Below are 11,795 nucleotides of genomic sequence, written 5' to 3' on the forward strand. Positions count from 1 at the left end.
CCCTCGCCGGAGTTGCGCATGACCGACACGCTGATCATCGAGCCGCGCTGGATCTGGGACGCCGCCGGTGGGTTGCGCGGCGACCACTACGTCATCGTCCAGGGCAACCGCATCGCGGACGTCACGCGCGAACGCCCGACGATGGAGGCCGAGCGCATCGCGCTGCCGGATGGCTTGCTGATCCCGGGCTTCGTCAATCTGCACAACCACGCCTTCTCCGCGCCACTCTTCCGCGGCCTGGCAGACGATATCGGCGATGGCGACCTGCCCGGCGACATCGTCTATTCCCTGCTGATGCCGATGGGCGACATCGCGGCGGAGACGCTGAGCCCGGACGAGATCGGCGATGTCGCGGAGATGGCGCTGCTGGAGACGCTGAAGGGCGGATCCACCACCATCATGGATGTGTGGCGCCTGCAGCAGGCGCCCTTCATCGAGCGCGGAAGGCGGCTTGGCCTGCGGACCTATTCCTGCCCCTACCTGTTCTCGACGCCGAAGATGGACATGACGCCGGATGGCCGGCCCATCACGGCCCCGCCGGCCGCCGATACCGGCTTCGAAACGGTGATGGCGCTGTTTCGTGAGTACGACGAAGGGCCGAGGGGCCGCACGCGCGTCGGCTACGGGCCGCATGGGCTGGATACCTGCACGCCGGAACTGCTGCGCCAGATCGCGCGCGCGGTGGAGGAGACGGGCTGCCCGCTGACCATCCATGCGGCACAGAGCCAGGTGGAACTCGACATCGTCCGCGAACGCTACGGCAAGTCGCCGATCGAGCATCTGCGCGATCTCGGCCTGCTGAAGCCCGGCACGGTGCTGGCGCATTGCGTGATGGCGACGGATGAGGAGCTGGCGATCATCAAGGAATATGGCGCCGCCGTGGCCTCCTGCCCCTATGCCTTCGCGCGCAGCGGAGTGGGGGTTCCTTTCGCGCGGTTCCTGGACAGCGACATCCGGCTCGGCGTGGGCACGGATGGCGTGGGGCTCGACATGGTGGCGGAACTGCGCGCGGCACAGATGCTGGCGAAGGTGCAGTCGGGCCGCGCGGGCATCGCCTCCGCCGAACGGATGCTGCGCGCGGCGACGGCGGATGGCGCGGCGGCGATCGGGCGCGGGGACCTCGGCACGCTGGCGCCGGGGGCGACGGCCGACCTGCTGCTGTTCGACCTGGCGGGCGCGCGCTACCAGCCCGTCTGGAACCCCTTGCAGGCGCTGCTGACCAATGGCGTCGCCGCCGATCTGCACAGCCTGCTGGTGGATGGCGTGGCCCTGCTGCGCGACCATCGCGTGGTGGTGGCGGATGAAGCCGCGGTGGTGAAGCGCGGCGCCGCCGCCATCCGGCGCGTCTGGGATACGGCCCGCGCGATGGGCCGCATCCCGAAGGGAGTCGCCGAGCGCGGCGCTATATGATCTTCCGATCCGCCGGCAGGAACCGATCCGTATAGGTGAAATCCATCGGCGGGCGGATCGGGATCTGGAAGGCTTCCGCCACCTGCGCCGCGGAAGCCTCGAACCGCGCACGATCGACGGTGGAGACGCCATTGGCGCGCACATTCGCCGTCAGCAGCGCGACCTCGTTGATCAGTTCGTTGCGGCTGATCTCGATGGCCTCGTCGATCAATGCCTCCCGCCGCTTCAGCGATGCCATGGCGGCGACGGGATCGGCCAGCATGGCGCGCAGCCCGCGGATGGTGGCGGCGATGAAGGCGGAAACGGCTTCCGGATTCCGCTCCGCATAATCCTTCCGGACCACGAGGCCGGAGGAATACAGCGCCACGCCCCAGCTGTTGTATTGCAGCCAGCCGATATCGCCGCGCGGCACGCCGGCGCCCACCATGTTCAGCGCCGTCGTCGTCAGGAAGCCCAGCGTCGCATCGGCGCGGCGCTGCACCACCATCGTGTCCCGCAGCTGCGCCGTCACCGACAGCAGCTCGATCTTCGACATGTCGAGCTGGTTGGCGCGGGCGAAGATCGGGAAGAGCAGGCGCGTGCCCTCCCCGTCCGTCACGCTGATCTTGCGGCCTTCCAGGTCCTTCGGCTTCGTGATGCCCGATGACTTCAGGAAGATCGCCGCATTCGGCGAGGCATCGTAGAGGATGAAGACGGAGGTGAGCTGTGCCGTCGGGTTCTCGTGGTTGAACTTCAGCAGCAGGTTGGTGTCGGCGAAGCCGATATCGTAGGTGCCGGCGGCGACCTTCGTCATGGTGTCGCCGGACCCGAAGCCGCGGTCGATCTGCACGTCGATGCCGGCTTCGCTGAAAAAGCCGCGATCGGCCGCCAGCGTCCAGGCGGAATGCGCGGATTGCCAGGTCCAGTCCAGGCAGAAGCGCACCCGCCTCCGCGCCGCCTGGGCGCGGACGCCGGGCGCGGCAAGAACGCCCGCGGCCAGTCCCGTGGAGAGCACGCTACGCCGTGTCAATGCACGCATCATGGGCAGCCTCCTGCTGTATACGCCGAAGCCGCGACCGTGCGGCAGGCCAGCCTGCCGTTTCGATCGCGTTCGGCGCAAGAGACTTGCAAGGCTTATGCCGGGATCAGTCCGCCGTGGCGCCGGTGGCGCGCACGACCTCGCCCCACACCCGCACCTCTTCCTCGATGAAGGCGGCGTACTGCGCGGGCGTCATGTCCGGTGCATCGGCGGTGAGTTCGTTGTAGCGCTGCCGCACCGCGGGCAGTTGCAGGATGGCGCGGATCTCAGTGTTCAGCCGGTCCACCACCGCCGGCGCCATGCCCTTCGGCCCCGACACGCCGAACCAGGAATAGGACGTCATGCCCGGCAGCCCGGCCTCCGCCAGCGTCGGGATATTGGGCAGGTGCCGGTTGCGCTGCGCATCCGCCACCGCGATGGCCTTCAGCGTGCCGTCGCGCAGATGCGGGATGGAGGAAGGCAGGCCATCGACGAACAGCCCGACCGTATTGGCGATGACATCGATCAGCGCCGGCCCCGCGCCGCGATAGAGGATCGGGTTCATCTTGACGCCCGTCGCCAGCCCGATGCGCATGCCGAGCAGATGCGTCGTCGTGCCATGGCCGGAAATCGCGAAATCCAGGCCATCCGGCCGCGTGCGGCCGATGCGGATCAGATCCGCCATCGACTGCGCCTCATACCGCGGATTGACCACGATGGCGGTGGAGGTGGTGGCGGCCAGCGCGATATGCGTGAAATCCGCCATGGAATCGTAGCGCACATTGCGGAACAGCGTGGGCGAGATGCCGTGCGAGGCACTGTTGGAGACGACCAGCGTGTAGCCATCCGGCGCCGCCTGCGCGACCTGCGCGGAGGCCAGCGTGGCACCGGCGCCGGGCCGGTTCTCCGATACCACCGGCTGGCCGAGCCGCTCCTGGAGGTTGGCCGCCAGGATGCGCGCGACGATATCCGTGGTGCCGCCGGGCGCGAAGGGAACAACCAGGCGGATGGGGCGTGCCGGCCAGGCGGCCTGGGCCAGCGCGGGCAAGGGTAGCAGGGTGGCACCCGCCAGCAGGGTGCGGCGCTTGATCACCGTCATGGTTCGTCTCCTCGTTGTGGGAAGGATTGTGCGTCCAGGAACCGCGTGAAGATCGCGGCTGTGGTGGCGATATCCGCGCTGCCGGGCGTTTCCACCATCGCGGCCCCCGGCAGCAGCGCGGCCGCCCGATGGCGCTGGGGGAAGACGTTGTCGGTGCGCGCGAAGGCCAGCAGCGCGGGGCTGCGCAGCAGCGGCAGGCGATCCTCCATCCGGTAGCGCAGCGCGGCGTGGTAGGCGCGGGGATAGGTCGTGCCGTTCCGCAGCACCTCCAGCAGCTTTGCGTGGATGGCGGCGGCGGAAGGCGGCGGGCCGGCGCGACGATGCGCGGCATCCCGTTCGAACCAGGGGAAGTAGCGGAAATAGGCGCGGCACATGCCGAAGGCCGCATGCAGGTAGTCGCCCTCCGCATCCGGCACGATGGCGGGCGCGACCTGGGCCAGCATGGCCTGGCGCGCGGCCTCCTCATAGAAGCCGACGCCATCCAGGATCACGCGACGCACCCGCGCGGGGTGGCGCAGCGCCGCCTCCACCGCAATGCGCGCGCCGAGATGCGCGCCGTGGATATCCGCGCAGGCCATGCCCAGCGCATCCAGCAGCGCCACCAGCGCATCGGCCAGGTCGTCGATCTCCGGCTGCGGCATCGGCAGCGCGTCGCTGTCACCACACCCCGGCAGGTCCGGCACCAGCACCAGGCGCGTGGTGGCGATCAGCCCGGCCGTGGGCAGCAGCGATGCGCCATTGGCGGCGCCGCCATGCAGCATCACCAGCGGCACGCCGCCACCCCCGCCGATGCGGTAATGCACCTGTCCCCAGGCCAGGTCGGCGAAGCGGCGCTTCATGCGGCGGCATGCCGCGCGGCGAGCCAGCCGAAGGTGACGCCGCGCATCAGCGACACGCCGGCCTGGTAGCCCGCGCCGGATTCCGTCGGCGCCGCCGCATTGCCGCAGGCATAGAGGCCGTCGATCGGCCGCCCCCGCACATGCTGCACGCGCGCATCGGGGTCCGTCAGCAGCCCCGCGGCGGAGATGCCGCCGAGCCGGATTCGCACCGCGCAGAAGGGCGCCTGCGCCAGCGTGCCGAGATTGGGATGCGCCGCATTCGGATCACCGGCGGTGGAGCGTGCGAAGGCCGAGGAGCCGCGGCCATGGTCGCTGTCCTCGCCCCGCGCCGCGCCCTCATTGAACCGTGCGACGGTGGCTTCCAGCGCCCCGCCATCCAGCCCGATCTTCGCGGCCAGTTCACGCAGCGTCGGCGCCTGAATCACCCAATCCGGAATCGGCGCGCCCGGTGGCCGTCTCGCAAAACTGTATCTCGAGAAATACTGGGCATCGAAGAGCATCCAGGCCGGCAGGTTGGGGTGGCGATGCTGGCCGAGGTCGAAGCGCGTCAGCCCCGCCACCACATGCTGGAACTGGCTTTCGTCGCAGAAGCGCTGCGCGCGGTCGTTCACGACGATGCTGTGGGGGTAGGACAGGCCGCGCAGCCCGGCACTGAAGAAGACCTCGCCCTCCATCGGCGCGGGCGCGGGGATGGCGTAGCCCACCAGCATCGCCAGATTGTTCGGCACGCGCCAGGTGGCCGCGCCGATCTCGCTGCCCATCACCAGGCCATCGCCTTCGATGCTGCGCGGGAAGATGTTCATCCAGTCGGGCAGGCCCTCGAAGCGATTCACCAGGTCGTCATTACCCTCATAGCCGCCGGTGGCGAGGACCACGCCCCGCCGCGCGGTGATGCGCGTGCCCGTACCCTCCACGCCGCAGACGCGCCCGCCTTCCACCAGCAGGCGTTCGGCGCGAAAGCCGGCCAGGATCGGCACATCAGCCGCCATCAGGCATCGGAGAAACTGCCCGACCAGCGCGGGGCCCGCGGCCAGCAGCCGGCCGGCGCGGCGTGCTTCCAGCTCCGCCTCCGGCCAGGTGTTGCGCGCGCCGAGCCCACCCCAGGCGATGGCGTCGCCCCAGCTCACGCCGGCCTCGTTGTAGACGCCTTCCTCCAGCCAGTTGCCCCAGGGGCCCAGCGCGTCGCGCATGATCGGCGCGGCTTCCACCATGCGGCCGTCGCGGGACGATCCCGCTGCACTCGGGAAGTAATGGTCCGGCAGGCCGCGCAGCAGGCGCAATGCCACGCCGGCATCGGCGAATTCGCGCAGCGCGATGCGGGAGGCTTGCAGATAGGCCTCCGTCATCGGCGGCAGCGCATAGCCGCCGGAGAGGAAGCCCATGTAGCGCCGCGCATCGTCCAGCGTATCGGACAGCCCCGCATCGGCCATCAGGTGGTTGTCCGGCACCCACAGCCCGCCCAGCGACGATGCCGTGGCGCCACCGATGCGTTCTGATTTCTCGATGACCGCCACGCGCATCCCGCGCATCACGCCCGCCAGCGCGGCGGCGACGCCGGCGGCACCGGTGCCCGCGACAACCCAATCGACGTCGAGTTCCGTCACCACCACCGTTCCTGTCTCCCCGCCGCAGTCTTGACGCGCCGCCCCGCGCTGGCAAGGCTCGGCGCAACCAGGAAAGCACCGCGCCATGAACGCCACGCCCTATCCGACGCTGTTCAGCCCCATGCGCCTCGGCCCCAAGGTGGCGCGGAACCGGACATGGATGAGTGCGCATGCCACGCTGCTGGTGAAGGACCATGTCTTCACCGATGAACACGTGGCCTACTACGCCGAACGCGCGAAGCATGGCGTGGCGGTCATCACCATGGAATGCATGGCGGTGCATGAGACGTCCCTGCCCTATCGCGGCAAGGCGCTGTCCTACGACCCGCGCATGGTGCCGCAATACCGCAAGATCGCCGATGCGGTGCATGAACATGGCGCGCTGCTGCTGGCGCAGCCCTGGCATCGGGGGCGGGAGACGAATTCGGTCGCCTCCGGCCATCCCGTCTGGGCGCCCTCCGCCGTGCCCTGCGCGGTCTATCGGGAGATGCCGCATGTCATGACCGTGCAGGACATCGACGCGATCCGGGAAGGCTATCGCCTGTCGGCCCGCCATGCGCGCGAAGGCGGCCTCGATGGCGTCGAGGTTCATTCGATGGCGCATGGCTACCTGCTGAACCAGTTCCTCTCCCCCGCCACCAACCATCGCAACGACGCCTTCGGTGGCAGCCTGGAAAATCGCCTTCGCCTGGTGATGGAGATCATCCAGGCGACGCGGGAGGAATGCGGTTCCGACATGATCGTCGGCGTGCGCATCAACAGCGATGACGGGCATGAAGGCGGGCTGCGGCCGGATGACTGGGCGGAGATCGCGGGGCGCATGACAGCGTCGGGCCTGATCGACTACGTCTCCTGTAGCCACGGCACCTATCTCAACCGGATGCTGATCTACCCGACCTCCCCGGAAAGCCACGGCTTCCAGATGGCGGCGACGCGGAAGGTGAAGCAGGCGGTGGACCGGCCGGTCGTCGGGGTGGGGCGCATCGTGACGCCGGCGGAGGCGGAGAAGCACCTCGCCAATGGCGATTGCGATTTCGTCGCCATGGCGCGCGCGCTGATCGCCGATCCGGAATGGGTCGCCAAGGCGCAGCGGGCGGAGGCGGAGGACATCCGCCCCTGCGTCGGGGCGAATTGGTGCATGTCCTCCATCTTCGCCCAGGCGCCCATCGCCTGCATCCACAACCCCGCCGCGGGGCAGGAACGCGAACTCGGCGCGGGCACCTTGAAGCGCGCGGATCGCGCGAAGAAGGTGGCGGTGGTCGGCGGCGGCCCGGGCGGCATGCGCGCGGCGCTGACGGCGCGGCAGCGCGGGCATGACGTCACGCTGTTCGAACGCGGGCACGAGCTCGGCGGGCAGGTGCGGCTCTGGTCCCGCGCGCCGTCGCGCACGGAACTCGCCGGCGTCGCGGATTGGCTGGAAGGGCAGATCGTGAAGGCGGGCGTGCAGATCCGCACCCAGACGATCGCCACCGAAGAAATGCTGCTGGCGGATGGCTATGAATCGATCGTCGTCGCCACGGGGTCGAAGGGCCTCCGCCATGGCTGGACGCCGCTGCGGCCGGAGAAGTGGAACGGTGCGCCCGTCCCGGGCACGGACCAGCCCCATGTCATCTCCTACATGGAGGCGCTGCGGGAGCGCATCGCCCCCGGCCAGCGCGCGCTGATCTATGACGGGCTTGGCGGCCGGCAGGCGGTGGTGACGGCGGAGTATCTCGCCAGCCAGGGCGCGCAGGTGGAGTTCGTCACCTGGCTCGGCCAGCCGGCGCCGGACCTCGCCGCCAGCCGCGACTGGGGCAAGACCTATGGGATGCTCAAGCGCATGGGCATGCGCTTCGCGACCGACCTGGAACTGGTCGCGATCGAGGGCAGCACCGTGCGCCTGCGCGACGTCTATACGAAGGAAGACGTGGTGCGGGAGGGGATCGACACCGTGGTGCTGGCGCTGGGGGCGGAGGCGCAGGACGGGCTGTTCCACGCCCTCGCCCCACGCCGCGCCCAGGGCCTGGACTTGCGCCTGATCGGCGATGCGCTGGCGCCCCGCCGGGCCGACAGCGCGATCAAAGAAGGGGAGGCCGCGGGGCGGGCCATCTGAACATGAAGGATCGGCAATAATTGGCCCGGTTCTTGCTGGCAGGGGGCGGCACAATCCTGGAAGGAACCGCCCCATGCCCTTCACCCGCCGCGCCCTGCTGGCCGCAGCCCCCCTGGCGACGCTGGCCGCCCCGGCTTCCGCCCAGGCGCTGACGCCGCTGCGCTTCACGCTGGATTGGCGCTTCCAGGGCGTCCATTCCTGGTACTACCTGGCGCGGGATCGCGGCTGGTTCCGGGAAGCCGGGCTGGATGTGACCATCGACCAGGGCGACGGCTCGGCCAACACCATCACCCGCATCATGTCGAATGCCTACGAAGCAGGCTTCGGTGACATGAATGCGATCATCCAGCAGGCAGCCAACCGGCCCGGAGAGGCGCCGGTGATGGTCTACCAGATCTACAACAAGGCCCCCTTCGCCCTGCTGGTGAAGAATTCCTCGGGCATCCGGACCATCCAGGACCTCCAGGGCCGCCGCATCGGCGGCTCCGCCGGTTCGCCGGCGCTGCGCCTCATCCCCATCTTCGCGCGTCTGAACAACCTCGACATGGCGCGGAACGAGGTGATGAACATCGCCCCCGCGATGCAGGAGCCGATGCTGCTGCGCGACCAGTTCGACATCGGCGCCGTCTTCACCGTGACCGCCTACATCAACCTGCTGGCGCTGGGCCAGAACCCTGACCGGGACTACCGCTTCTTCCTCTTCGCCGACCACGGCATCGACATCTATTCGAACGGCGTCATGGCATCCCAGCGCATGATCCGCGACCGGCCGCAGCAGGTCCGCGGCATGGTCCATGCCATCAACCGCGCGATGCTGGAGACGGTGCGCAACCCCGCTGTCGGCGTGCAGGCGATGCAGCGCGTCGATCCCACCTTCAACCAGGAGATGGAGCGCCAGCGCATCGACTTCGCCTGGCGCACCATCATCGCCACTGAGGAAGCGGCCCGCGTCGGTGCCGGGGACCTCGACGATGCGCGGCTGGGTCGCGCCATCGCGCAGGTGGTGGAGGTGTTCGAACTGCCGCGCACGCCGCGGCCGGATGAGGTCTTCAACCGGACCTTCCTGCCGCCCGCGGCGGATCGCGTCGTGGTGCCGGTCCGCGCCTGACACGGCGCGCGGCTTGCAGGGCCTTCTGGCCTGACGGACAGGAGGCCCCCATGCCCATCGCGCCTGCGCTGCTGATCCGCGGCGCCCGCGCCTTCACCCCGGGCTGCGACCCGCATCGCCCGGCGGTGCGGGACGTACTGGTGGTGGGCGACCGCATCGCCGCCATCAGCGACCCCGATGGCCCGCCCCTGGTGCCGCCACCGGGTGCCGAGATCATCGATGCGCGCGACAGGCTCCTCATGCCCGGCCTGGTCAGCGCGCATTACCATTCCTACGACGCGCTGCTGAAGGGGCGCTTCGAGGACATGCCCTTCGATGTCTGGGCGCTGCATTCGCAGCCCGCCTATTGGGGCAGGCGTTCGAAGGCGGAGATCCGCGCGCGCACGCTGCTCGGCGCGATGGAATGCCTGCGCAACGGCATCACCACCATCCAGGACATGAACAGCCTGGTGCCGCAGGATGAGGAGACGCTGGATACCATCCTCTCCGCCTATGCGGAGATCGGCATCCGCGTGGTCTTCTCCATCGCACTGCGGGATCTGCCGGACCTCGACATCGCGCCCTTCATGGCGCCGGATTTGTCGGCGGAGGCCGCGGCGATCATTGGCGGCAAGCCTGGCGACCCGGCCGCGGACCTCGCCTTCGTGGAAGCGCAGCTGAAGCGCCTCCGCCCGCTGCCGCCACGGCTGCATTGGGCGCTGAGCCCGTCGGGACCGCAGCGATCCTCCACCGCCTTGCTGGAGGGCATCGCGGATATCTCCGAACGCTACGGCTTGCCGGTCTTCACGCATGTCTATGAAACCCGCGCGCAGCTCGCCAAGGCGCGGCGCATCTACGGCGCGGATGGCGGATCGATGGTGCGGCACATGGCGCGCATCGGACTGCTGACGCCGCGCACCACGCTGGCCCATGCCGTCCACATCACGGAGGAGGAGATCGCGCTGGTCGCGGAATCCGGCGTGGGCGTGGTGCACAACCCGCTGGCCAACCTGAAATTGAAGAACGGCGTGGCGCCCGTGGCGGCGATGAAGCGCGCGGGGGTGCGCGTCGCGTTGGGCTGCGACAACAATTCCTGCAGCGACTGCCAGAACCTGTTCCAGGCCATGAAGATGATGAGCCTGCTGGCCGCGGGCAGCGATGCCGAACCCGCCGGCGTGCTGGCCTGCGACGCCGTGGAAGCGGCGACCACAGGCGGCGCCAGGGCCGTGGGGCTGGACGCCGAAATCGGCACCATCGCCCCCGGCATGAAGGCCGATCTGCTGCTGCTGGATTTGCGCGACCCCGCCTGGCTCCCCTTCACCAGCGCCACGCGCCAGCTCGTGTTTTCCGAGACGGGCCGCGGCGTGGATACCGTGCTGGTCGATGGCCGCGTGGTCGTCCGCCATGGCCGCCTGACCCTGCTGGACGAGGCCACCTACCGCGGCGAACTGGCGGAGGTGATGGAGCAGGTGGAGGCCGATTTCGCCCGCCTGCTGCCCCGCCAGGCCCCCGCCATCGCGCCCCTGCTGGACGCCAATGCCAGGCTGGCGGCACAGGACCTCGGGCTGGATCGCCTGGCCGGCGGCGGATTGCGCGGGCGGCGCTGAGCCACCATTCTCCGGCCCACCAAACGGGCAGGAAGCAACAGATGAACTACCGCAAGCTGGGCCGCAGCGGCCTCAAGGTCTCGCCCCTCTGCCTCGGCGCCATGATGTTCGGCGATGCGACGACGGAGGCCGACAGCCACGCCATCATCGCCCGCGCCAAGGAGCAGGGCGTGAACTTCATCGACACCGCCGACACCTACAATGGCGGGAAGTCGGAGGAAGTCGTCGGCCGCGCCATCGCCAAGGATCGCGGCTGGTGGGTGCTGGCGACCAAGATGGCGAACCCGATGGAGCCGGGCCCGAATGGCCGCGGCCTGTCCCGCTACCACGCCATGCGCGCGGTGGACGCCAGCCTCAGGCGCCTGAACACCGACGTCATCGACATCCTCTATCTGCACAAGGAGGATCACGACACGCCGCTGGCGGAGGTGGTGCACGCGCTGGCCGACATGATCCGCGCCGGCAAGATCCGCTACTTCGGCGTCTCCAACCACCGCGCCTGGCGCGTGGCCGAAATCTGCCGCCTCTGCGACGAAGCCGGCATCGACCGCCCCGTGGTCAGCCAGCCCCTCTACAACGCGCTGAACCGGATGGTGGAGGTGGAACACCTGCCGGCCTGCGCGCATCTCGGCCTCGGCGTGTTTCCCTATTCGCCGCTGGCGCGGGGCGTGCTGACGGGCAAGTACCGCGCGAATGTCGCGCCGCCGGAAGGCACGCGCGCCGCCCGCCGCGACAAGCGCATGATGGAGACGGAATGGCGGCCCGAAAGCCTGAACATCGCCGCCGACATCGCCGCCCATGCGGCGACGCGGGGCGTCTCCGCGGCGCAATTCGCGCTCGCCTGGGTGCTGAACAACAAGCTCATCACCGGCGTCATCGGCGGGCCCCGCACGATGGAGCAGTGGGAGGAATATGTCGGCGCGCTGGAATACCGCTTCACGAGCGAGGATGAGGCGCTGGTGGATGGGCTGGTGACGCCGGGGCATCCCTCGACACCTGGCTACAACGATCCGGCCTATCCGCTGGAAGGGCGCGTCGCGCAGTAGGACAGGACGCAGGG

General features: G+C 69.4%; 9 protein-coding genes. 5 read left to right on the top strand and 4 right to left on the bottom strand.

Annotation, left to right across the window (positions count from 1 at the left end; translation table 11 throughout):
• The first annotated feature begins 18 nt into the window (after nt 1–18).
• Nucleotides 19–1,410, top strand: a complete 1,392-nt coding sequence (locus tag ACTIE5_RS09255) for an amidohydrolase family protein (protein ID WP_439549412.1) — start codon at nt 19–21, stop codon at nt 1,408–1,410.
• Here ACTIE5_RS09255 and ACTIE5_RS09260 read toward each other — a convergent pair.
• The 4 genes from ACTIE5_RS09260 to ACTIE5_RS09275 all read right to left on the bottom strand — a co-directional run bounded on the left by ACTIE5_RS09260 (nt 1,403) and on the right by ACTIE5_RS09275 (nt 5,949).
• Nucleotides 1,403–2,431 carry an ABC transporter substrate-binding protein gene (locus ACTIE5_RS09260; protein ID WP_439549413.1) on the bottom strand — a complete coding sequence of 343 codons (1,029 nt, stop codon included), beginning with the start codon at nt 2,429–2,431 and terminating at the stop codon, nt 1,403–1,405. The genes ACTIE5_RS09255 and ACTIE5_RS09260 overlap by 8 nt on opposite strands.
• Nucleotides 2,432–2,534: 103 nt before the next feature.
• Complete coding sequence (locus ACTIE5_RS09265; protein WP_439549414.1) at nt 2,535–3,506, bottom strand: Bug family tripartite tricarboxylate transporter substrate binding protein; 972 nt, start codon at nt 3,504–3,506, stop codon at nt 2,535–2,537.
• The gene (locus ACTIE5_RS09270; RefSeq protein ID WP_439549415.1) at nt 3,503–4,345 is read right to left on the bottom strand and encodes an alpha/beta fold hydrolase; all 843 of its coding nucleotides are present in this window, start codon (nt 4,343–4,345) and stop codon (nt 3,503–3,505) included. The genes ACTIE5_RS09265 and ACTIE5_RS09270 overlap by 4 nt, the downstream gene beginning before the upstream one ends.
• The gene (locus ACTIE5_RS09275; RefSeq protein WP_439549416.1) at nt 4,342–5,949 is read right to left on the bottom strand and encodes an FAD-dependent oxidoreductase; all 1,608 of its coding nucleotides are present in this window, start codon (nt 5,947–5,949) and stop codon (nt 4,342–4,344) included. Before ACTIE5_RS09275 ends, ACTIE5_RS09270 begins: the two co-directional genes overlap by 4 nt.
• A gap of 85 nt (nt 5,950–6,034) precedes the next feature.
• Here ACTIE5_RS09275 and ACTIE5_RS09280 point away from each other — a divergent pair, with 85 nt between their 5' ends.
• The 4 genes from ACTIE5_RS09280 to ACTIE5_RS09295 all read left to right on the top strand — a co-directional run bounded on the left by ACTIE5_RS09280 (nt 6,035) and on the right by ACTIE5_RS09295 (nt 11,781).
• Entirely contained in the window at nt 6,035–8,041 is a 2,007-nt protein-coding gene (locus ACTIE5_RS09280) for an FAD-dependent oxidoreductase (RefSeq protein ID WP_439549417.1), read from the top strand.
• A gap of 73 nt (nt 8,042–8,114) precedes the next feature.
• Entirely contained in the window at nt 8,115–9,149 is a 1,035-nt protein-coding gene (locus ACTIE5_RS09285; RefSeq protein WP_175534216.1) for an ABC transporter substrate-binding protein, read from the top strand.
• A gap of 50 nt (nt 9,150–9,199) precedes the next feature.
• Nucleotides 9,200–10,735: an amidohydrolase family protein gene (locus ACTIE5_RS09290; RefSeq protein WP_439549418.1), complete on the top strand. Its 1,536-nt coding sequence runs from the start codon at nt 9,200–9,202 to the stop codon at nt 10,733–10,735.
• Between the two features lie 41 nt (nt 10,736–10,776).
• On the top strand, nt 10,777–11,781 hold the full coding sequence (locus ACTIE5_RS09295) for an aldo/keto reductase (protein ID WP_439549419.1): 1,005 nt from the start codon (nt 10,777–10,779) through the stop codon (nt 11,779–11,781).
• Nucleotides 11,782–11,795: the final 14 nt, after the last annotated feature.

It is taken from the genome of Falsiroseomonas sp., assembly GCF_051859025.1.
Taxonomy (GTDB): domain Bacteria; phylum Pseudomonadota; class Alphaproteobacteria; order Acetobacterales; family Acetobacteraceae; genus Falsiroseomonas.

Bases quoted from the DNA above. Each gene is read 5' to 3' on its own strand.
- ACTIE5_RS09265 (WP_439549414.1), bottom strand. From the start codon at position 3,506: ATGACGGTGATCAAGCGCCGCACCCTGCTGGCGGGTGCCACCCTGCTA.
- ACTIE5_RS09260 (WP_439549413.1), bottom strand. From the start codon at position 2,431: ATGATGCGTGCATTGACACGGCGTAGCGTGCTCTCCACGGGACTGGCC.
- ACTIE5_RS09270 (WP_439549415.1), bottom strand. From the start codon at position 4,345: ATGAAGCGCCGCTTCGCCGACCTGGCCTGGGGACAGGTGCATTACCGC.
- ACTIE5_RS09290 (WP_439549418.1), top strand. From the start codon at position 9,200: ATGCCCATCGCGCCTGCGCTGCTGATCCGCGGCGCCCGCGCCTTCACC.
- ACTIE5_RS09280 (WP_439549417.1), top strand. From the start codon at position 6,035: ATGAACGCCACGCCCTATCCGACGCTGTTCAGCCCCATGCGCCTCGGC.
- ACTIE5_RS09295 (WP_439549419.1), top strand. From the start codon at position 10,777: ATGAACTACCGCAAGCTGGGCCGCAGCGGCCTCAAGGTCTCGCCCCTC.
- ACTIE5_RS09285 (WP_175534216.1), top strand. From the start codon at position 8,115: ATGCCCTTCACCCGCCGCGCCCTGCTGGCCGCAGCCCCCCTGGCGACG.
- ACTIE5_RS09255 (WP_439549412.1), top strand. From the start codon at position 19: ATGACCGACACGCTGATCATCGAGCCGCGCTGGATCTGGGACGCCGCC.